Source organism: Aestuariimicrobium sp. T2.26MG-19.2B (genome assembly GCF_950101875.1).
Classification (GTDB): Bacteria; Actinomycetota; Actinomycetes; order Propionibacteriales; family Propionibacteriaceae; genus Aestuariimicrobium; species Aestuariimicrobium kwangyangense.
Genome location: NZ_CATNLW010000001.1, coordinates 1,626,856 through 1,653,474, shown reverse-complemented (window position 1 = coordinate 1,653,474; position 26,619 = coordinate 1,626,856). Strand labels below are relative to the sequence as shown.

21 protein-coding genes are annotated in these 26,619 nt (G+C 69.7%); 10 read left to right on the top strand and 11 right to left on the bottom strand.

Features of this window, described 5'->3' with window-relative positions:
• Positions 1–3 precede the first annotated feature (3 nt).
• Positions 4–1,362, bottom strand: coding sequence for a dipeptidase (locus tag QQZ11_RS07375; protein ID WP_284549608.1), 1,359 nt, complete (start codon positions 1,360–1,362; stop codon positions 4–6).
• A gap of 76 nt (positions 1,363–1,438) precedes the next feature.
• Here QQZ11_RS07375 and QQZ11_RS07370 point away from each other — a divergent pair, with 76 nt between their 5' ends.
• Both QQZ11_RS07370 and QQZ11_RS07365 read left to right on the top strand, forming a co-directional pair.
• Positions 1,439–3,265 (top strand): S8 family serine peptidase, encoded by a 1,827-nt coding sequence (locus QQZ11_RS07370; RefSeq protein WP_284549607.1) that lies wholly within the window; start codon positions 1,439–1,441, stop codon positions 3,263–3,265.
• 112 nt (positions 3,266–3,377) lie between these two features.
• Positions 3,378–4,925, top strand: coding sequence for an alpha-amylase family glycosyl hydrolase (locus QQZ11_RS07365; protein WP_284549605.1), 1,548 nt, complete (start codon positions 3,378–3,380; stop codon positions 4,923–4,925).
• Positions 4,926–4,949: 24 nt separating this feature from the next.
• Here QQZ11_RS07365 and QQZ11_RS07360 read toward each other — a convergent pair whose 3' ends face one another.
• The 5 genes from QQZ11_RS07360 to pepN form a co-directional block, all read right to left on the bottom strand.
• Positions 4,950–6,380: a glycoside hydrolase family 32 protein gene (locus tag QQZ11_RS07360; RefSeq protein WP_284549603.1), complete on the bottom strand. Its 1,431-nt coding sequence runs from the start codon at positions 6,378–6,380 to the stop codon at positions 4,950–4,952.
• Between the two features lie 30 nt (positions 6,381–6,410).
• Positions 6,411–8,723 carry a phosphoribosylformylglycinamidine synthase subunit PurL gene (gene purL / locus QQZ11_RS07355; RefSeq protein WP_284549602.1) on the bottom strand — a complete coding sequence of 771 codons (2,313 nt, stop codon included), beginning with the start codon at positions 8,721–8,723 and terminating at the stop codon, positions 6,411–6,413.
• An 80-nt stretch (positions 8,724–8,803) separates the two neighbouring features.
• Positions 8,804–9,289 (bottom strand): SRPBCC family protein, encoded by a 486-nt coding sequence (locus tag QQZ11_RS07350; protein WP_284549600.1) that lies wholly within the window; start codon positions 9,287–9,289, stop codon positions 8,804–8,806.
• Position 9,290: 1 nt separating this feature from the next.
• A complete protein-coding gene (locus QQZ11_RS07345) occupies positions 9,291–9,617 on the bottom strand; it encodes an ArsR/SmtB family transcription factor (protein ID WP_022911050.1) in 327 nt (108 codons plus the stop codon).
• Between the two features lie 95 nt (positions 9,618–9,712).
• Positions 9,713–12,313, bottom strand: coding sequence for an aminopeptidase N (gene pepN / locus QQZ11_RS07340; RefSeq protein ID WP_284549598.1), 2,601 nt, complete (start codon positions 12,311–12,313; stop codon positions 9,713–9,715).
• A gap of 116 nt (positions 12,314–12,429) precedes the next feature.
• Between pepN and QQZ11_RS07335 the strand changes: the two genes are divergently transcribed.
• From QQZ11_RS07335 to QQZ11_RS07315, 5 genes are all read left to right on the top strand, one after another.
• The gene (locus QQZ11_RS07335; protein ID WP_284549596.1) at positions 12,430–14,013 is read left to right on the top strand and encodes an N-acyl-D-amino-acid deacylase family protein; all 1,584 of its coding nucleotides are present in this window, start codon (positions 12,430–12,432) and stop codon (positions 14,011–14,013) included.
• A gap of 69 nt (positions 14,014–14,082) precedes the next feature.
• Positions 14,083–16,650: a glycoside hydrolase family 2 protein gene (locus tag QQZ11_RS07330; protein ID WP_284549594.1), complete on the top strand. Its 2,568-nt coding sequence runs from the start codon at positions 14,083–14,085 to the stop codon at positions 16,648–16,650.
• 47 nt (positions 16,651–16,697) lie between these two features.
• On the top strand, positions 16,698–17,639 hold the full coding sequence (locus QQZ11_RS07325) for an N-acetylglucosamine kinase (RefSeq protein WP_284549592.1): 942 nt from the start codon (positions 16,698–16,700) through the stop codon (positions 17,637–17,639).
• A gap of 9 nt (positions 17,640–17,648) precedes the next feature.
• Positions 17,649–18,590, top strand: coding sequence for a hypothetical protein (locus QQZ11_RS07320; protein ID WP_284549591.1), 942 nt, complete (start codon positions 17,649–17,651; stop codon positions 18,588–18,590).
• A gap of 51 nt (positions 18,591–18,641) precedes the next feature.
• Positions 18,642–18,947: a hypothetical protein gene (locus tag QQZ11_RS07315; RefSeq protein WP_284549589.1), complete on the top strand. Its 306-nt coding sequence runs from the start codon at positions 18,642–18,644 to the stop codon at positions 18,945–18,947.
• Between the two features lie 16 nt (positions 18,948–18,963).
• Here the strand turns inward: QQZ11_RS07315 and QQZ11_RS07310 are convergent, their stop codons facing one another.
• Together QQZ11_RS07310 and QQZ11_RS07305 are read right to left on the bottom strand one after the other, a co-directional pair.
• Complete coding sequence (locus QQZ11_RS07310) at positions 18,964–19,329, bottom strand: hypothetical protein (RefSeq protein WP_022911057.1); 366 nt, start codon at positions 19,327–19,329, stop codon at positions 18,964–18,966.
• Positions 19,329–20,705 (bottom strand): hypothetical protein, encoded by a 1,377-nt coding sequence (locus QQZ11_RS07305; protein ID WP_284549588.1) that lies wholly within the window; start codon positions 20,703–20,705, stop codon positions 19,329–19,331. Before QQZ11_RS07305 ends, QQZ11_RS07310 begins: the two co-directional genes overlap by 1 nt.
• Positions 20,706–21,003: 298 nt before the next feature.
• On the opposite strand from QQZ11_RS07305, the gene QQZ11_RS07300 reads away from it, so the two are divergent.
• Positions 21,004–21,897: a DUF559 domain-containing protein gene (locus QQZ11_RS07300; protein ID WP_284549587.1), complete on the top strand. Its 894-nt coding sequence runs from the start codon at positions 21,004–21,006 to the stop codon at positions 21,895–21,897.
• Positions 21,898–22,217: 320 nt separating this feature from the next.
• Here the strand turns inward: QQZ11_RS07300 and QQZ11_RS07295 are convergent, their stop codons facing one another.
• The 3 genes from QQZ11_RS07295 to QQZ11_RS07285 are packed head-to-tail and all read right to left on the bottom strand — an operon-like array spanning position 22,218 to position 24,401.
• Positions 22,218–22,553, bottom strand: coding sequence for a YnfA family protein (locus tag QQZ11_RS07295; RefSeq protein ID WP_284549586.1), 336 nt, complete (start codon positions 22,551–22,553; stop codon positions 22,218–22,220).
• A gap of 7 nt (positions 22,554–22,560) precedes the next feature.
• A complete protein-coding gene (gene purQ, locus QQZ11_RS07290; RefSeq protein WP_284549584.1) occupies positions 22,561–23,238 on the bottom strand; it encodes a phosphoribosylformylglycinamidine synthase subunit PurQ in 678 nt (225 codons plus the stop codon).
• 2 nt (positions 23,239–23,240) lie between these two features.
• On the bottom strand, positions 23,241–24,401 hold the full coding sequence (locus QQZ11_RS07285; protein WP_284549582.1) for a phosphoribosylaminoimidazolesuccinocarboxamide synthase: 1,161 nt from the start codon (positions 24,399–24,401) through the stop codon (positions 23,241–23,243).
• A gap of 132 nt (positions 24,402–24,533) precedes the next feature.
• On the opposite strand from QQZ11_RS07285, the gene QQZ11_RS07280 reads away from it, so the two are divergent.
• Positions 24,534–25,517 (top strand): ABC transporter substrate-binding protein, encoded by a 984-nt coding sequence (locus QQZ11_RS07280; protein ID WP_284549581.1) that lies wholly within the window; start codon positions 24,534–24,536, stop codon positions 25,515–25,517.
• 77 nt (positions 25,518–25,594) lie between these two features.
• On the top strand, positions 25,595–26,554 hold the full coding sequence (locus QQZ11_RS07275; RefSeq protein ID WP_026378181.1) for an amino acid ABC transporter permease: 960 nt from the start codon (positions 25,595–25,597) through the stop codon (positions 26,552–26,554).
• Positions 26,555–26,619 lie beyond the last annotated feature (65 nt).

The window sequence follows — 26,619 nt, the reverse complement described above, 5'->3', positions numbered from 1 at the left end:
CGGTCAGCGAGCCAGTCGGGCCAGCAGCAGGGTCTCGGCCAGACAGGCCTTGCGCCAGTCGCCGAGGTGCAATGACTCGTCGATGCCGTGGGCTCGGCTGTCGGGGTCACCGACGGCGGTCACCAGCACGTCCGCCCGGGGGAACTGCCGCTGGAAGTCAGCCACCATCGGGATCGAGCCCCCCTGGCCGACCTGGACCGGATCGACTCCCCAAGCCTCCCGGAAGGCGTCGGTGGCGGCCTCGGCGACGGCGCCCTCGAACGGGATCAGTCCCGGCTGGCCGGCGTCGCCGTCACGGACCGTGACGTGGGCGCCGAACGGTGCGTGGCTCTCGAGGTGGGCGCGCAGGGCCTGGGTGGCACGGTGGGCGTCGTCACCGGGCGCCACCCGCAACGAGACCTTGGCGCGCGCCTTCGGCTGCAGCGTGTTCGACGCGTTCGCAACCGAGGGGGCATCAATGGCGAGGACGGAGACCGATGGCTGGGCCCACAGCCGGCTCACCACCGAGCCGTCACCGATCCAGTCGACCCCGTCGAGCAGCCCGGTCTCCGACCGCAACCGGTCCTCCGGGTAGTCCAGGTCGGGCGCGTCGGTGCTGCCGAGGTCGGCGACGGCCACTCGTCCGCGGTCGTCGTGCAGGGTCGCGAGCAGGCGGCAGAGGGTGGTCAGTGCGTCGGGGACGACCCCACCGAACGACCCGGAGTGCAGGGCGTGGTCGAGGGTCTCGACCTCGACGACGCAGTCCGCGAGGCCCCGCAGGGTGGTGGTGAAGGCGGGCACCCCGACCTGCCAGTTGCCGGAGTCGGCGATCACGAACACGTCGGCCGCCAGCGCTTCGTGGTGGCGCTCGATGATGGTGGCGAGGCTCGGCGAGCCGATCTCCTCCTCACCCTCGATGAACAGGGTGACGCCGACGGGCGGCTGGCCCTCGTAGGCCCGCAGGGCTGCCAGGTGGACGGCCAGTCCACCCTTGTCGTCTGAGGTTCCGCGGCCGAACAGTCGGGTCTCCCCCACCGCGTCGGTGCGCTCAGTGGCGACGAACGGTTCACTCGTCCACAGGGACTCGTCGCCGGTGGGCTGCACGTCGTGGTGGGCGTAGAGGCAGACAGTGGGCTGACCCGCGGGGGCAGGGAAGTGGGCGATGACGGCGGGCTTGCCACCGTCCTCACTGACGATGCGCACGTCGGGGCAACCGAGGGCCTCGAGTTGGGCGACCACCCAGGCCGCCGACCGGTCGACCTGGTCGGCGTGGTCGGGCAGCGAACTCACCGACGCGATGGCGCAGTGTTCCTTGAGGGAGTCGAGGGTGGCGGGCAGCACCGCCTCAACGCGGGCCCGCAGCTCAGCATCGTCGAAAGCCATGGTTCGACCCTACGCAGTTCACCCGTGGGCCGCGAGCCGACCCCGACCGGTCAGGCCGGGTGCCTAGGATGCTCGGGTGACGTGCACCCCTCAGGCCCGCAGATGGGTCCTTCCCCTGCTCGTGGTCACCGGAGTGCTGGCGGCGTCGACCCCGCCACTCCCCGCCGAGGCCGCCCCTGGCCTGCCGGCGGGCTGGTCGGGCGAGGTCCTGGTGCGTTTCGCTCCCTCGGCCGACCGCGTCCACCGCACCCAGGTGCTGAGGGCGGCCCAGTCGACCAAGCGACTCACCAGGACCCCCGTGGAGAAGAGGCAATTGTTCACCGGAACCGTGGTGGTCGACGGCGCCGGCGATCCGCAGGCCGTGATCGCCGCCCTGCGAGCCCGCTCCGACGTGGAGTACGCGGTGCCCAACCGTCGGGTCACCGCGGTCAGCAACGATCCCGACTTCGCCAAGCAGTGGAACCTCAAGGGGCCCGCGAGCATCAACGTCGAGCCCGTCTGGCAGTGGACGGGGACCGGGGTCAACGTGGCGGTGCTCGACACCGGCCGCACCGCCCACCCCGATCTGGCGGGGCAGTACGTCGGGGGGTATGACTTCATCGCCGACCCGACGGCCGGCGGCGACGGCAACGGCCGCGACGGTGACCCCACCGACGTGGGTGACTTCTGCACCTCGACGGGTGACTCGTCCTCGTGGCACGGCACCGCAGTGGCCGGCACCATCGCCGCCCTGCGTGACAACGGACGAAACATCGCCGGGGTGGCGCCCGGGGCGAAGATCGTGCCCCTGCGCGTGCTCGGCCGCTGCGGCGGGCTGGAGTCCGACGTGATCGACGCCATCGGCTGGGCCAGTGGCATCCCCGTGCCGGGAGTGCCCACCAACACCCATCCGGCGAAGGTGATCAACCTCTCCCTCAGCACCCTCGACCCTTCGAGCTGCACCGCTGACTGGCAGCAGGCCGTCCAGGCCGCCAGGGCCCAGGGGTCCCTGGTGGTGACGGCGGCCGGCAACGCCGGCGCGGCCGCCCAGAACTTCGCGCCCGGCAACTGCCCGGGAGTGCTCGACGTGGCGGCGAGCACCTCGACCCAGGCGCGTGCGGTCTATTCGAACTACGGCGGTCCGGTCGATCTCGCGGCGCCGGGCGGCGACCAGTCGGCCCCGCTCATGCTGCTGGGCGTGAATGCCGGCACCACGAACAATGGCTCCTACACCGACGTCCTCGGGGCGGGCACCTCGTTCGCAGCGCCACAGGTCGCCGGGGTGGCCGCGATGTTGTGGCAGCAGCAGCCGACGCTGACGGTCGCCCAGGTCGAGGCAGCGCTCACGAGCCGAGCCCGCCCGGCAGCAACCTGCTCGGGTTGCGGCAGCGGCATCGTGGACGCCTCCCGCACCCTGACTCCGACCCTCAGCTCGCAGGTCTGGGCGGCCACCGGACTCGACGGTGGTACCCGGGTCTCGTTCCGCGGCACCGGGTTCACCGGTGTCACCGCGGTCACCGTGGGAGGGGTGCGACTGGCTGACCTGGCGGTCAGCTCCGACACCGAACTCAGCGGCGTCATGCCCGCCCACGTGTCGCCGGGCGCCTACCCGATCCGGATGGTCGGGGCGGCCGGGACCACCATGGTCGGACGAGCGACCTACGTCGCCCAACCCGTGATCTCGTCGCTGTCGACCACCAAGGGGTCCTCCGGCATCGTCATCCGGGTGACCGGACGAGGGTTCCTGCCCGGGATGACGGCCGATGTCGGTGGGGTGGCGGCCGTGGTCACCAAGGTCGAGTCGCCCACCTCGGCACTGGTCAGGATCCCGGCAGGCTCGTCCGGTCGTCGGGGGATCGTGCACGTGACCACCTCGCAGGGCACCAGCTCTGGACGCAAGGCTGCCGTCTTCACCTGGGCGTGAGTGGGCGAGGGGCTGGGTCTGGTGCAGGTGGCCCCGGGCTGGAACGGGGGCAGCTTGGACGGCCGCACGATGGGGGGTGCCCATCCTCGTCCTCACCTGACACAGTGACCTCATGACGCAGGACCCCACGAACCCTCGCCCCACGAGACACCGTGCGAGGGCCTTCGCACCCCTGGCCGTGCTGCTCCTGGGCCTGGTCGTGATCGCTGCCCTGGTCGCGATCCAGCCGCGGGGCACGGGCTCATCCCCGTCGCCCACCAGCGCCACCAGCCCCACGGGCGCCCGCACCCCGACCGGTCCGGCGCAGCCGGTCGGCGTCCAACTCTTCCAGTGGCCGTGGACCTCGATCGGCGCCGAGTGCCCCGCACTGGCCAAGGACGGCTACGCGTTCGTCCAGACGTCTCCCCCGCAGGAGTCGATCACCGGGGATCCTGCCTCGCTGGCTCCGTGGTGGATCGTCTACCAGCCCGTCTCGTACAAGCTCGAGTCAACCCTCGGCACCCGCGCCGAGTTCGCCGCGATGGTGAAGGCCTGCCACGCGGCAGGCGTCGAGGTGCTGGTCGATGCCGTCATCAACCACATGACGGGTCAGGACACGCCCGGGGTGGGCACCGCTGGCTCCCACTACGACCACTACGACTACCCGGGCCTCTACGGGCGGTCCGATTTCCACCACTGCGGGCTCACGGCCGGCGACGAGATCGTCGACTACACCAACGCCACCGAGGTGCAGACCTGCGAACTGGTCAACCTCGCCGACCTCGACACCGGCTCCCCCAAGGTGCGACGCACCCTGACCGCCTATCTCGCCGACCTCCAGTCGCTGGGGGTGGACGGTTTCCGCGTCGACGCCGCGAAGCACATCTCGCCGGCCGACCTGGCCGCCATTCTCGACCCCTTGCCGAAGCGTCCGCGGTTGGTGCTCGAGGTGATCCGGGGCGGGGACGACGAACCGATCGCCCCCGAGCAGTACGCCGGCATCGGTCGGGTGCAGGAGTTCGGCTACGCGCGCGCCCTTCAGAACATCTTCGGCAACTACTCGTTCGACTCCCTCAACGACTTCAACACCGCCTCGTGGCTGCCCTCGGTCAACGCCATCACCTTCGTCGACAACCACGACACCGAACGCAACGGCGAGACCCTCTCGATCCAACGACTGGACGAGTACCGGTTCGGGGAGGCCTTCCTGCTCGGCTACGGCTACGGCACACCCGTGGTCTACTCCGGCTACCGATTCGAAGTGGGGGCCACCGACCAGGGGCCGGCCCGTGACTCGTCCGGTCGTGTACTGCCCGCCACCTGCACGGGCGTGACCCAGCCCCGGGACGAGGGGTTCAGCTGCAACCACCGCGATCGACTCGTGCTCGGCATGATGGCCTTCCACCGAGCCGTCGGCGACGCGCCGGCCGAGGTGGCCGCCGACGGCAACCTGGCCACCATCGTCCGCAGGGCCGACGGGGCAGGCGCGGGTGGCGGGGTGGGCTTCGTGGCCATCAACGCCGGCGAGACCGCGGCCACCTCACAGCGACAGACCGGGCTGGCCGACGGTGACCACTGCAACCTGGCGGACGGGTGCGCGTCCAGGGTGCAGGTGAAGGGCGGACTGCTGGTCACCCCGGTCCCGGCCGGGTCCGTCGTGGCGATCACCGCCGGGCGATAGGCGACAACACCCGAGCGGCTGGAGTCAGGCGGACAGGCCTTCGACCCGGACGGGACCGGTGGCCTCGACCCGCAACGGACCGTCGACGGGGAAGGTCTGCAGGCTGGCACTGACCAGCCCGTCGGCGGTGAACACCTCGACCAGTCCGTGGTCCTCGATCACGACCAGGTCGACCGGGTCGCTGGTTGCCGAAGCCGCACGCGGCAGGGGCACCACGATCGGCGCCTCGGGGTGCACGGCGGTGACCGACGCACGGGAGCGATCGATCTCGAGCCGGTCGCCGGGCCGCCTGATGACCAGTTCGCTGCTGGCCGGTTCGCCGCCCCCGCTGTCGCCCACCCGCCGCAGGGTGAGGGCTCCGCCGTCGTCCAGACCGGTCGTGATGCGGTAGGCGTCGGCCGTGTCCAGGGCCTCTCCGGGATCGGGCTGGAGTTCTGCTGCCACGGTGGGCAGCAGGGGTACGTGGGCCACCGCCAACTCGTCCCCGTCACGTCGAAGGCGCAGTCGCCTGGGCAGGGTCATCGCCGACGCCCAGGGACGGGTAGGGCTGTCGCGCGCGTAGAGCCAGTTGCTCATCCATCCGATCAGGGTGGTCTCGGACTCACCCGAGAAGGTCACCCCGGCGTACAGGTCGGGGCCGTGGTCGAGCCAGCGTGACTCCTGCTGGCTGGTGAAGACCTCGCCGTCGAAGTCCCCGACGAACCATTGCATGCCGGAGCCTCCGGCTGGTGCCCCGTCGCCGACGCTCACCAGCATCACCCAGCGGCTCTCGGACGTCCCCTCGACGGGCATCTCGAACAGGTCGGGGCATTCCCAGATGCCGAAGGTCGAACCCTCGGGCCCGAAGCTGCTGGCGAGCGTCCACTCGACCAGGTTGGTCGAGGTGTGCACCAGCACCTGCCGTTCGTGGGCCTCGACGGCGACCATCACCCAACGCTGGGTCGGCGTGTGCCAGAACACCTTCGGGTCGCGGAAGTTCTCCGAACCACGCATGAGCACGGGATTGCCCGCGAACCGCGTCCAGGTCTGGCCGTCATCGAGACTGACGGCCAACGACTGGCCCTGCTGGTTGCCCCAGGTGGGGTCGGACTCGAAGGCGCTGGTGTGGATCGCCACCAGTGGTGGGTTCTCGGCGGTGCCGAGTCCCGAGGTGTTCAGCTGGTCGAAGACGACGCTGCCCGAGAAGATGCCCTCGGTCGGGGTGCCCACGATCGCCACCGGTTGCTCGGTCCAGGAGAGGTAGTCGGACGAGGTGGCGTGCCCCCACGACATGTTCCCCCACTCACGCCCGTACGGGTTGTTCTGGAAGAACAGGTGGTGCACACCGTGGTGGGTGATCAGTCCGTTGGGGTCGTTGAGCCACGTGTCGCGAGCCGTGAAGTGCAGACTCGGACGCCACTGCGCGGTCTGCGCCGCCTCGACCTCGGACGACGGGTCGTGGGTGTTCTCGGACATGGTCCCACCTCTCCTTGCGTCGCGGTCGGCTCAGCCGACCTGGGCCAGTTGGGCAGCCGGGGCGTTCATGGCGTCAGGGATGGGGGCCGTCCACGCGGTGCGGAGTTCGTCCAACCCGATGTCGAACCGTCCCCCTTCGAAGCCGCCGATCACCTCGAGCGACCCCTCACCGGTGACCTCACCGATCCGCTCCCAGGCAACACCGTGTTCGGCGCACAGCGCCTGCAGACGACCCAGGGACGAACCGGGCAGCGACACCAAGGCGCGGCCCGCGGACTCCGAGAACAACTGCACGGTCGCGTCCCCACCGCCCTGGGGCAGGGTGACGGCCACACCGAGGTTGCGGTGCAGGGACGACTCGACCAGCGCCTGCGCCAGGCCCCCATCGGCCAGGTCATGGGCCGAACTCAGCAGTCCCTCGACGGCCGAGCTGATCAACACGCGTCCGAGTGCCTTCTCGGCCTCGAAGTCGACCACCGGCGGGCGTCCACCCAGGTGCCCGGCGTGGACGACCTCGGCCCACGCCGAACCCGACAGTTCCTCGCGGGTGGTTCCGAGCAGCACCACCGCGTCGCCCGCGTGACGGAATCCGCTGGGGTTGCGGGTGGAGACGTCATCGATCACACCCAGCATGCCCACGGTGGGGGTGGGCAGGATCGCGACGTCACCGGTCTGGTTGTAGAAGCTCACGTTGCCACCGGTGACCGGGGTCCCGAGGGCCTGGCAGCCGTCGACCAGTCCCTTGATGGCCTCCACGAAGGTCCACATCACAGCGGGGTCCTCGGGCGAACCGAAGTTCAGGCAGTCGGTGATGGCCACCGGTTCGGCACCCGAGGTGGCGACGTTGCGGTAGCTCTCGGCCAGCGCCAACTGGGCACCCTGGTAGGGGTCGAGGTAGCAGAAGCGTCCGTTGGCGTCGGTCGACAGCGCGATGCCCAGGCCCGACTCCTCATCGATGCGCAACATGCCCGAGTCCTCGGGCTGGGCCAGCACGGTGTTGCCGCGCACGTAGCGGTCGTACTGGTCGGTGACCCAGGACTTGTCACACAGGTTCGGCGAGCCCACCAGCGCCAACACCTGCGCACGCAGGTCGTCGGACGAGGTGGCGCGCGGCAGTCGCTCCGCGGCGTCGGCCTGCACCTCGTCGAGCCACTCCGGACGGGCCAGGGGGCGCTCGTACACCGGCCCCTCGTGGGCGACGGTGCGCGGGTCGACGTCGACGATGGTCTCGCCGTGCCAGTCGATGATCAGGCGGTCACCCTCGATCACCTCTCCGACGACGGTCGCGAGCACGTCCCACTTGGCGCAGACCTCGAGGAAGCGTTCGACCTTGGCCGGTTCGACGACCGCCATCATGCGTTCCTGCGACTCCGACATCAGGATCTCCTCGGGGGCCAGGGTGTGGTCACGCAATGCCACCCGGTCGAGGTCGACGTGCATGCCTCCGTCGCCAGCGCTCGCCAACTCGCTGGTGGCGCACGAGATCCCCGCAGCCCCGAAGTCCTGGATGCCGTTGACGAGGCCCTCGGAGAACAACTCCAGGGTGCACTCGATCAGCAGTTTCTCCATGAACGGGTCGCCGACCTGGACGGCGGGACGCTTGGCGGGCTTGCCGTCGGCATCGGCGAAGGTCTCGCTGGCCAGGATCGAGGCACCACCGATGCCGTCACCACCGGTTGCGGCGCCGTACATGATCACCTGGTTGCCGACACCCGAGGCGTGGGCCGTGTGCAGGTCCTCGTGGCGCAGCAGGCCGACGCAGAGCGCGTTGACGAGGGGGTTGCCTGCGTAGGTGGCATCGAAGACCACCTCACCGCCGATGTTGGGCAGACCGAGACAGTTGCCGTAGCTGCTCACCCCCGACACCACTCCCGGCAGCACCCGTTGGGTGTCGGGGGCGTCGAGGGGCCCGAACCTGAGGGGGTCCATCACCCCGATCGGACGCGCACCCATCGCCAGGATGTCGCGGACGATGCCACCGACCCCGGTCGCCGCCCCCTGATGGGGTTCGACGTAGCTGGGGTGGTTGTGCGACTCCGCCTTGAACGTGACGGCGTAGCCCTGACCGATGTCGACCACACCGGCGTTCTCGCCGATCCCGGCCAGCAGCGGCCCGCGGGGGGTCGTCTGCTCGAGCACCCCGAACCGCTTCAGGTGCACCTTCGAAGACTTGTAGGAGCAGTGCTCCGACCACATCACCGAGTACATGGCGAGTTCGGCGCCTGTCGGTCGGCGTCCGAGGATCTCGCGGATGCGGGTGTACTCGTCCGCCTTCAGGCCCAGTTCGGCCCAGGGCTGCTCGACGTCGGGGGTCTGGCTTGCATGCTCAACGGTGTCGGCCACGGGCTCAATCTACCGGAGCGGCGCCCCCGGCAGGGGTGGCCGCCCACCGCCGGCGGCCGGCCGGTGGCGCCGCTCGTCGGTCAGGCGGCCAGGACGCCGTCGATCTGGTTGATGGCGCTGATCGAGCCCTCCTCGACGCCCATGTCGATCACCTGCTGCAGCGCCTCGGCCGAGGCGAAGGTCGAGACGAAGACGGCTCTCGTCCGCTCCCCCTGGGGCTCGAAGGAGTAGGTGCTCATGCAGACCGGCAGGTCGGCGTTGACCTGGAACTGCTCGTCGGCGAAGGCGTCCTCGAACGAGAAGCTGTGGGGCTCGTCCACGGCGGTGATGGTCCACACGCCCGGGTACTTCTCCCCCTCAGGGGAGGTCATGTAGTACCGGGTCTCGGCCCCGACCGTGAGGTCGTGCTGCACGAAGGTGGCCGGGTGGGAGGGCGGGCCGAAGACGCGCTCCAGTTGGCGCGGGTCGGCGTAGAGGGCCCACACCCGCTCGACGGGAGCATCGAACTCGGCCGTGATGGTGATGGTGCGGGTGTCGGGGTTGGAGGTGAAATCGGTGACGGGCATGTCAGGTCTCCTTCAGTAGTGCGTCGATGCGGTCAATGCGTCCCCGCCAGACCTGCTCGATCTCCTCGAGCAGTGAGGTGACGGAACGGACGGCTTCCACATCACCGCTCGCGAGTTGCTCACGGCCGCTGCGACGTTTGGTCAACAGCCCCGCTCGCTCGAGCACGGCGACGTGCTTCTGAACCGCGGCGAAGGACATGTCGTAGTTCGCCGCCAGGGTCGAGACCGAGTGCTCCCCCGCCAGCACCCGGCGCAGGATGTCGCGCCTGGTGCGGTCGGAGAGCGCGTGGAACATCGCGTCCGCGCGGTCCTCGCTGGTCTCACCCATGTCCCCAACATACAACCGTTTGGTTGTACGTCGTCAGGACCCTGGGCCGAATTCGAGATCCTCGACGTCCATGCACATCGCCCGACTCGCCCCGATCAGGCGTTGGCGGACTGCACCCTCGCGCGCCGCTCGCAGAAGTCGACCTGTTCGAGCACGATCCGCCGCAGCGCCGCCGGGGCCTCGGCCCCCTCACCCGCGAGCCAGGCCCGACCCCGATCGGCGGTCTCGGCCGGGCGGGCGGTCGGGAACAGGCCGCGCACCAGACGCTGTGCGATCTCGATCGAGTGATCGGCCCAGATGGCGGTGGCCCTGGCGAACAGGTCGCCCACGGCCCCATCGGTGGCCTCCTCGCGCAGGGGGGTCCGCAGTCCGGCGATGACGGCATCGACGTGGTCGTTCGACAGGGCCCCGGGCGTGAGCAGTCCGTCGACGAGGGCCCGTGGGTCGGCCTCGGGACTGGACGCCAACACCTGACGGAGCCGAGTCCGTCCGTCCATGGAGTTGTCACGGACGAGTTCCTCCTCGGCGACCCCGGTCGTCTCGGAACCAGTGGCGACCAGGGCCGACACCAGCGACCAACGCAGGTCCTGCCCCACCTCCAGCGCCGGGACCACCACCTGCGGCACCGAGAGCAGGTCGCGCACGTCGTCGACCACCTCGGGGTCGGCAACCGTGGCCGCTGCCACGGCGAACGCACGCGCCAGGAGCAGCCGCTGGTCGTCGGAGATCGCATCGGAGCCGAGCAGGGAGCGCACCGCCGACACCCACTCGCGGCGGGCGGGGGGCACCCGGTCGGGATGCTCGAAGGACTCGATGGCCGACTGGGCCTGGCTGAGCAGGGAACCCAGGGTGGCGGCATCGTCCTCGGCGGCAGCATGGGTGGTGACAGCCCGCAGGTAGTCACGCACCAGCAGGTCACCGTCGCGGGTCATCGACCACAGTTGCGACCAGAGCAACGCCCTGGCCAGCGGATCGTCCACGTGCCCCACGTGGTCGACGGCAGCCCTCGCAGATCGCTCGTCCAGGCGCACCTTCGCGTAGGTCCAGTCGCCGTCATTGACGAGCACCAGTGCCGGCAGGAGTTGGCCCGAGGCGGCTTCGACCACGGCCCCTTCACCTGCCAGTTCCACCTCGATCGGCGCACCTCGGCGCACCAGACGGGGCTCGCCCCCGGCGTGGGATTCGACCAGGTCGTACAGGCCCACGGCGATCACGTGGGGACGGTGAACCCGCTGCCCACTGATGGCGTCGAGCGAGGTCTGCTCGATGCGAAGTTCGGCCATGGTCCCGTCGTCAGCGGTCGTGACCCGGGCCGCCAGCTCGTCGGGGCCGGCCGTCTCGAGCCACGCCTTCGTCCACGGCCCCAGGTCTCGACCGGACGAACGCTCGAGTTCGACCAGCAGATCGGCCAGGCTCGTCGACCCGTAGGCGTGGGCGGCGAAATAGCTGCGGGCGCCTGCGAAGAACGGCTGCAGCCCGACGTAGTGGACGAGTTGCTTGAGCACCGAGGCGCCCTTGGCGTAGGTGATCCCGTCGAAGTTCTGCCTGGCGGCCTCGACGTCGGGGATGTCCGCGACGATCGGGTGGGTGGTCGGCAACTGGTCCTGGCTGTAGGCCCACGCCTTGCGGCGCCCCGCGAAACCCACCCACGCCTCGGCGAACGCGTCGATCGCGATGCTGGCGTGGGTGCCCATGAACTCCGCGAACGACTCCTTGAGCCACAGGTCGTCCCACCAGCGCGGGGTGACCAGATCCCCGAACCACATGTGGCTCATCTCGTGCAGCAGCGTGTTGCACCGCCCGGCGTACTGCGACCGGGTGGCCGCCTCGCGGAAGAGGTACTGCTCGGTGAAGGTCACGCAGCCGGGGTTCTCCATGGCTCCGAGGTTGTACTCAGGCACGAAGATCTGGTCGTACTTCCCCCACGGATAGGGGTACCCGAACTCGCGGTTGAAGAACTCCAGCCCGCGCTTGGTCAGGTCGAACAGCACCTCGGCGTCGAGGTGCTTGGCGCGGTCGGGACGACAGGCCAGGCCCAGGTCGACCGTGAGGGAGCCGTCCTCGGAGGTCCACTGGTCACTGACCCGGTGGTAGGGGCCCGCCATGACGGCGGACAGGTAGGTCGACAGCGGTGGCGTGGGGGCGAAGTGGTGCCAGCTCGTGCCCTCGACCGGACCCGGACCCGTGGCGACCTCGGGCTGGTTCGACCACACGAGCCAACCCTCGGGCGCCGCGATGTGGAAGGTGTGGTGCGCCTTCAGGTCGGGCTGGTCGAACTGCGCGTAGACCCGCCTCGAATCGGACGGCTCGTACTGGGTGTAGAGGTAGGTGTTGCCGTCGGCCAGGTCGGTGAACCGGTGCAGCCCCTGGCCCGAGGTCGAGTAGCGGCCTCGCCCGACGACGGTGACGGTGTTGATGGCCTCGGTCGACAGCTCGCCGAGCGCGACCCTGGCACCGTCGTAGGCGGCACTGGGCAGGTCGGCCCCGTTGACGACCACCCGCTGCACCTGGCCGTCGAGGAAGTCGAGCAAGGTGGTGGGTGCCGACGACGTGAAGGTGATGGTGGTCGTGGTGTCGAACCACGCATTCCCCGGCTCCTCGGCCCCGGTGACGTCGAGGGTGACGTCGTAGGTGTCGACGGTGAGGGCGGCGGTGCGGGAGCGCGCCTCGGCGCGGGTGAGGTTCGCTGTGGTCACGGTTCGATCCAAGCACAGCCCACTGCGCATCCGTTGACAGCCCCGGGGGCGGGCGGTTGGGTGGAGTGGTGACAGCCACCCCCTCCGCTCAACCTCTCGGGCCGACGAGCCGATTCGTGCTGACGGGAGCCTCGGTGGCCGACGGCCTCGGCAACCCGCTCGAGATCCGCGACGTCGCGGTGGCCGACGGTCTCGTGGTGCCCCTCGAGCAGGCGGACGACACCTGGCCCCGGGTCGACCTCTCGGGCCTGGTGCTCGCCCCCGGGTTCGTCGACATCCACACCCATTCCGACCTCACGCTGTTGTCGAGCCCGCTGGCCCATTCGGCCGTCAGACAGGGGGTGACCACCCAGGTGGTCGGCAACTGCGGGCTCGGCATGAGCCCCCAGACAGAGGTGACCAGCCACGACGACCTGCGCGGCGTGAACTCCTACCTCGACCACGACCCCACCGTGGACACCCACTGGCAACGGCTGGCCGACGAACTGCGGGCCTGGCGCGAGGCCCGGCCCTCGATCAACGTGGCGACGCTCGCGGCGCACATCCCGCTGCACGCCGCCACCGCAGGTCTGGCCGACCAGCCCGCTGATGCCGGCCAGGTCGAGGCGATGGTCGGACTCGCCCACCAGGCCATCGACGACGGCGCGGTCGGGCTCTCAACGGGTCTCGTGTACAGCCCGCTCTGTTTCGCGCTCGAGGACGAACTGCTGGCCCTGGGTCGGGTCGCCGCCGATCGTGGGGTGGTGTTCGCCTGGCACATCCGCGACTACATCGACGACCTGTTGCCGAGTCTGGAGCAGGCGCTGCGGGTGGCCCGGCTGACCGGTTGTCGCCTGCAGATCAGCCACCTGCAGGTGGTGGGTCGGCGGAACTGGTCGTCGTTCGACGCCGCCATCGCCATGATCGACGAGGCCCGCGCCGCCGGGCTCGACGTTGCCTTCGACATGTATCCCTACCTGGCCGGCAATTCCATGCTCACCCAGGTGCTGCCGAGCTGGGTCCAGTCGGGCGGCGACGTCGGAGTGCGCAGGGCGCTGGTGCGCGCCGACTCGCGCGCCCGGGTGCGTGCGGAACTGCTGAGCGAGCCCGGCATGGCCTTCGGCTGGGACGAGGTCCTGATCGCGTCCGCACCCGACCCGTCCGTCGTGGGACGCACCGTCGACTGGATCGCCACCGACCGCGGACGAGAACCCGTCGACGCCGCCCTCGACCTGATCGCCGAGCACGGTACGGAGGTGTTGATGACCGCCTTCGGGCGCTCCGCCGAGGTGCTGCGCGGCACGCTGGCGCACCCCGCCTGCATCGTGGCCTCCGACGGCCAGGCGATCGACCCGGACGGCCCGACGGGTCACCAGCAGCCTCATCCGCGCAGCTATGGCTGCTTCCCACACTTCCTCGCGGCATCATTCCTCGACGACCTGGGGTTGTCGCTGCCCGAGGCGATCCGACGCTGCACCTCGGCGCCGTCCGACCGGGTCGGCCTGGTCGACCGGGGCCGGATCGCCGCCGGGTTCCCTGCCGACCTGGTCGCCTTCGACCCACTGCTGATCGCCGATCGGGCCAGCTACACCGACCCGCAGGTCTTCCCCGCCGGCATCGAACGCGTGTGGGTCTCGGGGCAGGAGACGGTCCGTGGCGGCGAGCACCTGGGCACCCGGGCGGGAGCGGTGCTGACCCGCCCTGCCACCGACCGTCCGTAACAGGGCAGAACCGGTTCTGCTCCGATGCCACAGCCGATACCCTGAGCCGGAGACCTCAAGGAGCCTTCGATGATGAAGCTGTCACTGCCCGACTGGACCCTGCACCCCGCGCGACTCGCCAAGGGACCCCAGGGTGAGATCACGTTGCCCGACGAGATCCCGGCGACGGTGCCCGGGTCGGTGCACACCGACCTGCTGGCCGCCGACCTCATTCCCGACCCGATGGTCGGCCAGAACGAGCTGGGGCAGTTCTGGATCGGCGAGAGTGACTGGACCTATCGCAGCACCCTGCCCTCGTTCCCGCTCGACGCCGACGGCAACCCCCACGACCGGGTCGACCTCGTCTGTGACGGGCTCGACACCGTGGCCTCGCTCGCGGTGGGCGACCCCGCATCGGAGGGGGCAAGCCTTGGCCGGGTCGCCAACATGCACCGGCGCCACCGGTTCGACGTGACCGGCCACGAGGGCGAGGTCTTGTCGATCGCCTTCGAGTCGCCCGTGCGCGCCGCCAACCGGATGGCCCAACAGTTGCGCCCGCGCCACCACGACTACCCGCACCCGTACAACGCGATCCGCAAGATGGCCTGCAGCTTCGGCTGGGACTGGGGCATCGCCACGGCGACGTCCGGCATCTGGCGCGACATCAGGCTGGAGGCCTGGTCCACCGCTCGTCTGGCGCGGGTGCTCACCGACGCCCGCCCCGTGGGTGACCCGTCTGCCCCGGGTCGGCAGGGGTGCCCGGGTGAGGTCACCGTGCGGGTCCAGGTGGAACGCGCCGGTGACGACACCGACCTGCTGGTGCGGGCCACCGTCGGCGCATTCACCAGTGAGGCCACCATCCCGGCCGGACACAACGAAGCCAGCCTGACCGTCACCCTCGACGAGGTCGCCCTGTGGTGGCCCGTGGGCCACGGCGATCCCGCCCTGTACGACTCCACCATCACCCTGCACCGCGCCGACACCGGGTCGGACGCCCGACCGGATCGAGAACTAGATCGGGACGAGCGCCGGCTCGGCTTCCGCACCGCCGAGTGGCGCATCACCCCTGATGAGCACGGCATCGGCATGGCCTTGCACGTCAACGGCCGACTGGTCGAGGTGCGGGGGGTCAACTGGATTCCCGACGACCCATTCCCGCACCGCACCACCCGCGGCCAACTGGCCGCCCAGTTCGGGCACGCCCTGGCGGCGAACCTCAACCTCGTCCGCATCTGGGGTGGTGGCGTCTACGAGTCCGAGGACTTCTACGACCTGGCCGACGAGTTGGGGCTGCTGGTCTGGCAGGACTTCACCTTCGCCTGCGCCGCCTACGCCGAGGAGGAGCCGCTGTTCTCGTCGATCATCGCCGAGGCCCGCGACAACGTCGCCCGGTTGGGCCACCGGGCCAGCCTGGTGCTGTTCAACGGCAACAACGAGAACCTGGAGGGAGCCCAGGACTGGGGCTGGTCGTCGACCCTTGACGGTCACACCTGGGGTGAGCGCTACTACTACACCGAGTTCCCCGCCATCGTCGCTGAACTCGCGCCCACCGTCGGCTACCTGCCGGGTTCGCCGTGGACCCCCAGCGGGGACGGGATCTCGTCCGACCTGAGCCTCTCCCCCAACGAACCCACCCGTGGCTCGATGCACTCCTGGGCCACCTGGAACCGCCTGCCGGCCACGGAGTACCGCCGCTTCCGCGCGCGGTTCGTCGCCGAGTACGGCTGGCAGGCACCCCCGGCCTGGACCACCATGCAGGTCTTCGACGACGAGATCACCCCCACCTCTCCTGGCACCTTCGTGCACCAGAAGGCGATGTCGGGCAACAACAACCTCACCCGTGGGCTGCTGCCGAACCTGGCGCTGCCGACGGACCTGGAGGCCTGGCACTGGGCGTTGCAGTGGAACCAGGCCGAGGCGATCCGGTTGGCCATCGGGTGGTTCCGTTCGCTGTACCCCATCTGCACGGGCAACATCGTGTGGCAGCTCAACGACTGCTGGCCGGTCATCTCCTGGTCCGCGGTCGACGGGCACGGACGGGCGAAGCCGCTCCTGCACGCCATGGCGCAGGCCAACTCCCCTCGCCTGCTCACCCTGCAGCCGATCGGCGGCACCGACCTCAGCCAAGGACTGCGCGCCACCCTCGTCAACGACACCGACAGTCCCGTCGAGGGGCCGCTGGTGGTGAGGCGTCTCTCGCTCTCGGGCGAGGTGCTGGACGACGCCGAGTACCCGCTGCGGGTCGAGGCCCGAGCCGCCGCCACGGTCGAACTGGGTCGTGCGTTCAGTGCGCCCTCCGAGGAGACGGGCAGCAACGAAATGCTGGTGGCTAGCATAGGACGACCGGACGACCGCGGGTACCTGCGCGCCCTGTGGTTCTTCGCCACCCCGCGGGCCAGCGACTTGCCCCGTGCCCGGTACCGCGTCGAGGTGGCAGCCGACGAGGTCGCCAGTCAGGTGATCGTCACCGCAGAGACATTGGTGCGAGACCTGACCCTGCTGGTCGACAAGGCCAACCCGACCGCCTCCGTCGACTCCGGCATGGTCACCCTGCTGCCCGGCGAGACGCACACCTTCAAGGTGACGGGGGTGCTCGACACCGCCTCGGCCGAACGCGCGCTGGCCTGCCTGAACGACCTGGTCACCGATCCTCGTTGACCCCCTACCCGAACCGACCCCGCCCGAACCAAACCCGAAGGTGTGACATGGCGACCCTGATGGCCCTGGACGCCGGCCAGTCCGGCATGCGTGCCTCGATCCGCGTCAACGGAACCGAGGTGCTGCAGACCGAGCACCGTGGCATGCTCACCGATCGCCCGGTGGTGCCCCAACTGGCTGCGGTCGCGCACGAGGCTGCTGCCCTCTGGGCAACGCCCGAATCGCCCATCGACGTGATCGGGGTCGGGTCGACAGGTCTGGGCGCCGACGAGTCGGCCGAACAATTCCTCGTCCAGGTTGCCGACCTCGGGGTGCGGCAGGTCAATCTGGCCCACGACTCGATCACCAGCTACCTGGGCGCACTGGGGCACCGGCAGGGTGCTGTGACGGCGGCCGGCACGGGTGTCGTGACGCTGGCGGTCGGGCCGTCCGAGGTGTTGCGGGTCGACGGTTGGGGATACCTCATCGGTGATGCAGGGTCGGGCTTCTGGATCGGTCGGGCCGGTCTCGACGCCGTCATGCGCGCCTTCGACCGGCGGGGCCCGCAGACCTCCCTGACGGCTGTCGTGCTGGCCGACTTCCCCTCGCTGCCCGAGCTCTACCTCGACCTGCAACAGGACGAGGGCCGCGTGCGTCGCATCGCCTCGTACGCCCGCGTGGTCGCCGAGCACGCCGCCGCCGGTGACGCGGTGTCGCGGGAGATCGTGGTCCGGGCGGGTGCCGAGTTGGCGCACTCGGCCGTGTCGGGGCTGCGGGCGGTCGGTGTCACCGCCGAGGATCCCGCCGTCAGCATGCTGGGCAATGTCTTCGGCTCGACGCTGGTGCGGGAGTCCTTCGTCCAGCACGTGCGCGACCACTTCCCCCGGGCCGAGTTCCCTGCCCCCCGCGGCACGGGCCTCGACGGGGCTGCGCTGCTGGCCGAGGTCACCGCCGACGAAGCGCTGGCCAGCTCGATCCTGCGAGCGGGGGCTGGCACCGACCTGTCGTAGGGTCGAGAAGTGAGCGAGCGAGCCAAGTCCCCCGCAGCGACCGACCCCTTGGCGTACGCAGAGCAGCTGATGTCGCAGGCCCAGGCGATGTACGCCGACGCGCAGCGTCGCAGCGCCGCGTTGGCGGCACTGTCGGCCGAGGCCACCAGCGCCGCCGTGAGCGTGAAGGTCGGCCCCGGCGGACGACTGGTCGGATTCACCCTCGACCCGGACGAGCCCGTGCCCAGCCCAGCGCAGCTGTGCACGGCATTCCGCCAGGCCTACGACGAGGCGTGCGCCCTCATCACCCGCGCGCTCGCCCGGGACTCCGGTGGCCTCGACGCATCCATTGGCGAACTGGCCCCCACCCCCGAACAACCGACGATCGGGCGTCCGGTGGTCGGTTCCCTGCACGGCGTGGACGAGGGCGCTGCCGATGCGGGCAGTGAGGAGTCGTCATCAGGGGCACCCGGGCAGGTGCCCGTCGATCCGCCCGCAGGGTTGCCCGTCGACGACGAGTTCGACCGGTTGCTCGCCACCTTGGACGAGGGTGAACCAGAGGACCTCTCGGCCTTCGTCAACGACCCCCTGTTCCAGCGGCTCGTGCCGACCAGTGACCCGGCCAGTTGGCAGCAGGAGCTCGAGCAGCAGGTGGCCGAGCTCACCGCGCACACCGCCGAGCTGACCGAGCTGGCCGCCACCATCGTCGGCGAGCACCGCGACAAGCTGGTGACCCTCGCGGTGTTCAACGGCGGCAAGGTCGATAGGGTGGTCTTCCATGCCCCGGCGGCAGATGCCACTCATGACGAGCTCTCCCGGGCCGTGGTCGAGGGCTACCGGGCCGCCGCCGAGGACGCCCAGCAGCGGTTGCAGGTGGCGATCGCCGACTCGGGGTTGGCGGGGTCGTGGTCACCGGCGACCGATCCCGGTCTCTGGAGCGGGCGGGCCGGCCGCGATCGTCCCCGCTGGTGAACTGCCCGTTGCCTACGATGGACGCTCCACTGATCTCCGAAGGAGACCGCCATGCCTGACCTGAGTTTCTCCCTGCCCGAACTCGACCAGCACGTGCAGTCACTCGACGGTCTGGCGGCGCAGGTGCGGACGACGGTCAGTCAGGCCCAGACCCAACCCAGCCCGCTGATGTACGGCCTGATGATGGGCCCGGTGCTGGTGCCCGTGATGACGGGTGTGACGGCCGCAGCGGGCCGTTACCTCAACGGCGCTGTCCAGGCGATCGAGACGACCTCGCAGTCGATGCGCCAGACCGCCAGCCGGTATCGCGAGACGGAGCAGAAGAACGTGGACGCTGCCCGGCGCATCCTCGACTGAGTTCGGGCGGTGGGGGTCAGTTGATGCGCGGGGCCTCGCCCGGGTAGGGCTTGGCCGCCACCGCATGGCGTCGCTGCCAGTCGGCCAACTCGGCGTCGAGCTCTGCCGAGGGTGACAGCCCGCGGACCGTCGTCAGTCCCGCATCCGTGGGCGGCCGGAGCGCTTGCTCCGCGTCGGCTGCGAACATCCACGACCCGGAGTTCATCGTCTGGGTGAGGCACTGGTGGCAGTAGTAGATCGCCCACGCCGAGGTCGGTGACTCCGTCGCGAAGATGAAGTGCTTGCGCCCGTTGCGCTCGGCGTCGGGCCCACGGGGGTCGAGCCCGCGCACCCAGGCCAGGTGCGAGTCGAGCGCGCCGAACAGGTCGTCGAAGGCGTTCATCAGTTGCTCCAAGGAGTGCTCTGCACGTGCCAGCGACCGGGATCGTCCAGGTCACCGGACGGGAACCCGCCTCGCTGCACGTAGATCTGTTCGCCGCCACCGGGAAGGTGGGTCGGGTTGAGGGGATCGTAACCGGTGGTGGGCTGGGCCCCCGCGGGTCCCACCCAGACATTGAGGTCCTGCGAGGGGGTGTAGGCGACCACCCCGTGGTTGCCGTTCCACTCGTTCAACACCGCGAGGTCGCCGCGCAGCACGTCGTCCGAAGCCGGGGGTTCACGCGTCCAGAACGAACCGGAGGGGTACTGGCCGTCACCGACCACGCGGTAACGGGTCTCTCCCGCGGGCCACGTCTCGGGAGTGGGAGCTCCGTCGAAGGTGTTGAGGGCGCTCTGGTCGAGCGGGGGCCACCCGTCGGGGACGGGCACGTCGGCCGGCGTGACGGCGGTCGGCTGGGGAGCACCGGGCAGGGCCTGGGTCTCGGGGGTGGTGCCGTTGGGCTGCAGGTAGGGGTGGTCGGTCGCCGACAGGGGTTGGTCGGGACGAGTGCCCAGCGGCTCCGGGTCACCGAACGGCGGGTGCGGAGCCGGGTTGGGGGCGTCGGGGTCGTGGGTTCGTCGTCCCCTCGGAGGGGTGGTGCCGGCGGGCACGTCGAACCGGGCGGCCATGCGTGCGAAGGCGGCACCCGCCTGGTCGAACATGCGACTCAGCGGGCCGATCCTGGTGGTCAGGCGGGACAGCTTGGAGAAGACCTTGCTGATGCCCATCGAGATCTTGCCCATCACCATCGCCACCTTGCCGGAGGCCCAGGCGGTGTAGGCGCCGAGCGAGGCCCCGAACGAAGGGATGGCCGCCGCTGCGGCGATCACGGCGTTGGTGACGAGGCTGATCACCAGTTCCTTGACCAGGCCCCAGACGAGTTCGCGCAGGACGCCGACGATGGTGCCGGCGACCTGGACGGCGTTGCCCATGCTCTGGCACAGCTGGGCCGAGGAGGTGAAGGCCTTGTTGACGTTGACCTGCACCTTGATGAACGCCTCGTAGGCCTGCCCCGACCAGTGCTGCAGGTTGTTCTGCACGTCCTGCACCTGCTGCTGCGAGGCCAGGGTGAGCTGTTGGGCGGCAGCCTGCCACCGCTGGCTGTACTGCATGACCTCGCCGGGGTCGCCCAGCAGCAGGTCGAGCGGTTCCTTGACGAACGAGACGTTGGCGGCCACCCAGTCGAGCAGCGGGCCCAGGATCGCACCCACCAGGGCGCCGGCCGGGTCGAGGAAGGCGCCGAGGGCAGACATTCCCAGCCCCGCCACCGAGGTGGCGTCGTCGATGCCGAACTGGCCGTCGCTGAGCGCTGAGTAGGCGTCCATCGACTCCTGCAGCATGCGGTCTCCTCGTGTGGTCGGGGCGGGAGCGAGTCTAGGACGGGCGGGGGTCGCCACCCTCGGGACGGTGCTGCCGCTGCTGGGCCAGGATCACCACGGTGGCTCGACCAACCGCTGGTTTTCGAGGGTTGGTCGAGCCACGGTGGTGATCGTGGCGTCATCTTCGGCGGGCGCCGGGCTTGGCAACGGTTTTTGCGGCTCCCCCATTGGTTCTCCGGGGCCAAGAAGTGTTGTCCGGGTGTTGTCCGTCGCATCGGGGCGCCGTCCCCGCGGCACCGCAAGGTTCACCGTGATGGGCATGTCCTCCCATGCCTGGCACTTCGAGATCCAGCGGCTCCAGCCCAGCGGGGTGCTCACCCGTCGCGAACTGCACACTCTGGGCGCAACGGACCACGCGATCAAGCAGGCGGTGGTCACCGGTGCGTTGCGGCGGCTTCGTCCGGGATGGTTCGCCACGGCAGGTGCCGACCCCGCGGTGGTCCGGGCCGTCTCGAGCGGTGGCGTCCTGTCGTGCGTGTCGGCGCTGCGCCTCCATGGCATCTGGACGCCGCTGGATCGCACTCTCCACATCCGACGCTCGGAGCACCACAGGCGCAGGTGGAACAGCGGTGGACTGAAGGTGTGCAAGCCTTCGGGCCGACCGGGCTGGCCCAGACGGGCCCTTGACCCATGGCCAATCGCGGTCCGGTGCGCCGCCCACTGCTGCACCTCGGAGGAGTTCGTCGCCATCCTCGACAATGTTGTCCATCTCGGGCTCGCGGGATGGGACGACCTGGCCGACCTCCTGACCGACGAACCCGACCACGTCCGTGCACTGCTTCGGCGGTGCGCCCGCGCGGAGTCGGGCATCGAGTCACTGACGCGAGTGCGGCTGGTGGCTCTGGGACATCGAGTACGCAGTCAGGTCTTCATACCCGGGGTGGGTCGGATCGATCTGCTGGTGGGCGACTGCCTGGCCCTCGAGGTGGACGGGCGCGAGACCCATGCCACCCCCACGGGGCACAACAGCGATCGCCGCCGCGACAGGCGACTGGTGGCCCTCGGCTACACCCCGATGCGGCTGACGTGGGAGTCGGTCATGCTCGACTGGGACGAGGTCGTGCACGAGATCACCGCCGCCCTCAGGCTGGGCGTGCACCGTCGAGGTCCGGGACGAGTGAGCCGTCGTCGGCAGCTGCCCCGATCAGCCTGATTTCGCCCAACGACCACGCCCGACGCCCGGCCTAGGAGCCCGGCCACGTCACGGCGACCTCCGATCACGCCAGGATCACCACGCGGGCTCGACCAACCGCCGGTTTCGGAGGGTTGGTCGAGCCACGGTGGTGATCCTGGCGGAGGTTCAGCGGGACGAGTCCGGAAGTGGCGTGAGACCACGCGGGGAAGCCAGCGAGCCCGATCCCGAGGGCAAGCGGACCAGGAGCGAGAGCCAGCGACGGTTCGCCGAGAGGGGGGTACCCAGCTGCGTCTGCACGCCGGGGGCAAGCGGCCCAGGGCTGTCGGGGGAACCGGGGGTCAGGCGGCGCGGGGGGCGTACATGATCACGGCCACCCCGAGCAGACACACGATGGCACCGATCACGTCCCAGCGATCGGGACGGAACCCGTCGACGACCATCGCCCACAGCAGTGAGCCCGCCACGAAGACCCCGCCGTAGGCGGCCAGGATGCGTCCGAAGTGGGCGTCGGGCTGCAGGGTGGCCACGAACCCGTAGATGCCCAGGGCGATCACCCCGGCCCCGGCCCACAGCCAGCCCTTGTGCTCGCGCACTCCCTGCCAGACCAGCCAGGCCCCACCGATCTCGCAGATCGCCGCGGCCACGAACAACAGCAGCGACTTCGCCGTGATCACCGGCGGCTCAGACGTGGGCGGCCAGGAAGCGCTGTACCGACGAGAAGAAGGACCGCCCGTCCAGCGACGGTGAGGTCAACTCCTCCATGTTGTGCTCCGGGTGCGGCATCAGGCCGACCACGTTGCCGCGCTCGTTGGTGATGCCCGCGATGTCGTTGACCGAGCCGTTGGGGTTGTCGAGGTAGCGGAAGACGACCTGGTTGTTGCCCTCGAGTCGCTTCAGGGTCTCGGCATCGGCCTGGTAGTTGCCCTCGCCGTTCTTCAGCACGATGGTGATCTCCTGGCCGGACTCGAAGTCGCAGGTCCAGACGGTGTCGGCCGACTCCACGCGCAGGCGCTGGTCGCGGCAGATGAAGTGGCGCGATTCGTTGCGGATCATGGCCCCGGGCAGCAGATGGGTCTCGCAGAGCACCTGGAACCCGTTGCAGATGCCGAGCACCGGCATGCCGGCGTTGGCCGCGTCGATCACCGATCCCATGACGGGCGAGAACCGGGCGATGGCCCCGCACCTGAGGTAGTCGCCGTAGGAGAATCCACCGGGCAGGATGACGGCGTCGACACCCTCGAGCGAGTCCGACGCGTGCCACAGCGACACCGGCTCGGCACCCGACAGCCGCACGGCACGGGAGGCGTCGTGGTCGTCCAGTGAACCGGGGAAGGTCACCACGCCGATGCGGGTGGCCATGCTCAGGCCTCCTCGACGCGCACGTCGAACTGCTCGATCACGGTGTTGGCGAGCAGCGTCTCGGCCGCTTGGCGCACCTCGTCGAGCCGGGCATCGGTGATCTCACCGTCGACCTCGATCTCGAAGCGCTTGCCCTGCCGAACGGTGAGCCCGGAGTGCCCCAGCCGTTGCAGCGCACCCGTCACCGCCTTGCCCTGGGGGTCGAGGATCTCGGGCTTGGGCATGACGTCCACCACGATCTTGGCCATGGGCGAGATCCTACCGGCTCCGGCGGGGACGAAGGCGCTCCCGGTGAGCCGCTGGTAGGCCTCGAGGTAGCGCTCCCGGGTGGCAGTCACAACGTCGTCGGGCAGCGGCGGCGGTGGCGCGTCAGAGCCCTTGTCCCAGCCCGATTCGCGAGTCAGCCAGTCGCGCAGGTACTGCTTGTCGAAGGACTCCAGGCGGCCCTCCTGCCAGGCAGTGGCGTCCCAGAACCGGGACGAGTCGGGGGTCAGCACCTCGTCGGCCAACACGATGGTGCCGTCGGGTCGGCGTCCGAACTCGACCTTGGTGTCGGCCAGGATGATGCCCCGCTCGCGGGCGATCTGCTCGGCGCGGGCGTAGATGGCCAGTGTCAGGGTGCGCAGCCGCTCAGCCGCCTCGGCACCGACGATGTCGACCATGCGCGCGAAGTCGATGTTCTCGTCGTGCTCGCCCAGTTCGGCCTTGGTGGCGGGGGTGAAGATCGGCTCCGGCAGCCGCGACCCGTCGTGCAGTCCCTCGGGCAGGTCGATACCGCAGACCGTGCGGGAGGCCTGGTACTCGGCCCAGCCCGAACCCGTCAGGTAGCCACGGGCGACGCACTCGACGGGGAACATCTCCAGCGCCTCGCAGATCACCGCCCGCCCTTCGACCACGGCAGGCACGTCGGTCGACAGCACATGGTTGTCGACCACCTCGTCCAGCTGGGCGAACCACCACTGCGACAACTGGGTGAGCACGGCACCCTTGTCGGGGATCGGCCGCGACAGCACGTGGTCGTAGGCGCTGACGGCATCGGTGGCGACCATCAGCAGACGGCCACGCCCGGATTCGTCCGCCGGCCATGCGTACAACCGCCGCACCTTGCCGGCGTGGATCTGGGGGACGTCGAGGGCGCCGAGGTCGGATTCGTCGAAGCTCACCCCCACACCCTACGGCCAGCGGTCATGCCCAACTGGTGGCGATCGGCGTCCGACCCCCAGACGTGGACGGCCCGAGCGTCCGTCGGTGGAATGATCGTGGGGCACGAGACCCGATGAAAGAGGCCTGACACGATGCCGGTTCACACCAAGCTCCGCCGCTGGACCCAGCGGCCCTCGACCCTGCGGCCCTCGACCCTGCGGACAGCCCTGGTCGGCGTGGGACTGCTCAGCCTCACCCTGACGGCCTGCGGGTCCACCCAGCTGCCCGGTGGCGAGCCCTCGAGCGCTGCCAGCACGGGATCGTCCGCCAGCGCCTCGGGGTCTGCCTCGTCCAAGCCGATCACCGGCACCCTCGACGATGCGCTGGCTGCGAAGGTTCCCGCCGCGATCAAGCAGAAGGGCACCCTGATCGACGGCAGCGACGCCTCGTACGCGCCCAACGAGTTCATGGACACCGACGGCAAGACCATCATCGGCATGGACGTCGACCTGATGAACGCTGTCGCCACCACCCTGGGCCTCAAGGTGCAGTACAACAACGCCGGTTTCGACACCATCATCCTGGGGGTGACGAGCGGCAAGTACGACATCGCCGTCAGCTCGTTCACCATCAACGACCAGCGCAAGAAGCAGGTCTCGATGGTGCAGTACTTCACCGCCGGCACCTCGTGGGCGGCCAAGCCCGGGTCGAACCTCAAGCCCGACGACATGTGTGGCAAGACCGTCGCCGTGCAGAAGGGCACGGTGCAGGTGGACGACATCCAGGCCCGCGACAAGGCCTGCACCGGGGCCGGCAAGCCCAAGATCACCGTCGTGGTCGAGGGGGAGCAGTCGAAGGCGACCGCTGACGTCATCTCGGGCAAGGCCGACGCCATGTTGGCCGACTCCCCCGTGGTGGCCTACGCGATCGGCCAGACCAATGGGCAACTCGAGCAGGTGGGCACGATGTACGACGCAGCCCCCTACGGCATCGTCGTCTCGAAGCGGAACGCCGAGTTCGCCGCGGTGATCGGTGAGGCACTGGCCAAGCTCAAGGCGGATGGCACCTACGAGGCGATCCTGTCGAAGTGGAACAACTCCGACGGAGCCGTGGCCGAGTTCCCCGTCAACCCCTGAGCGTCCTCTCCCCCGGCGCTACGATTCCGGAGCGCCGGGGGTTGACGCACCCCACGACCGGACCGGAAGGACAGCCGATGAGCAGTTCCCTGTTGGAGCGCTCCCGAGCGGAACGTCCGGGCGACCTGAGGGCCGCCCCGGTGCGTCACCCGTGGCGGTGGGTCCTGGTCTTCCTGATCCTCGTGGTGGCCGCGATGATGGTCCGTTCCTTCATCACGAACCCGCGCTGGGAGTGGAGCTACGTCTTCTCGGTGATGAACTACCGGCCCATCCTGCAGGGACTGCTGGTGGGCACCCTGTTGGGCACGCTGCTGGCGATGATCGTCGGCGTCACCCTCGGTGTTCTGCTCGCCGTGATGAGGTTGTCGTCCAACCCCGTGCTCAGCACTGTCGCCGCCGTGTACACGTGGTTCTTCCGGTCGGTGCCCCGCTACGTATTGCTGACCATCCTCGGCGTGGGGGTGATCTACCTGTACCCGCACCTCGACCTCGGTCTGCCGTTCGGGCAGCAGGTGTCACGGCTGCTGGGGCTCGACCTGAACACGTTGTCGCCCTGGCAGATCGACACCCGGCGGCTGAGCCAGGGCATCGTCATCGGCGCCGTCGGGCTGGGCCTGTCGGAGGCCGCCTACATGGCAGAGATTGCCCGCGCCGGCATCCTGAGCGTCGACACCGGCCAGCGTGAGGCAGCCTCAGCCCTCGGCATGAGCTCGTCGAGGACGATGCGCCGGATCGTCCTGCCACAGGCCATGCGCGTGATCGTGCCACCGACGGGCAACGAGACCATCGCGATGGTCAAGGACACCTCGCTGCTGATCGCCGTGCCCGTGGGGCTGGAGCTGTTCAACCAGGCCACCATCGTGGCCAACCGCACCTACAAGATCATGCCCGCCTACGTGGCGGCGACCCTGTGGTACATCATCGTCTGCTCGGTGTTGATGGTCTTCCAGAGCCTTCTCGAGCGCCATTTCGGACGAGGCTTCGGCACCGTCAACCCCAAGGCGCAACGGTTGCTGGACAAGGTCGGGGAACACTGATGAGCGAGATGGGCCAGTTGGATCGGCCGCCGGCACGGGCCGAGGGTGACTCCGCTCGCGATCCC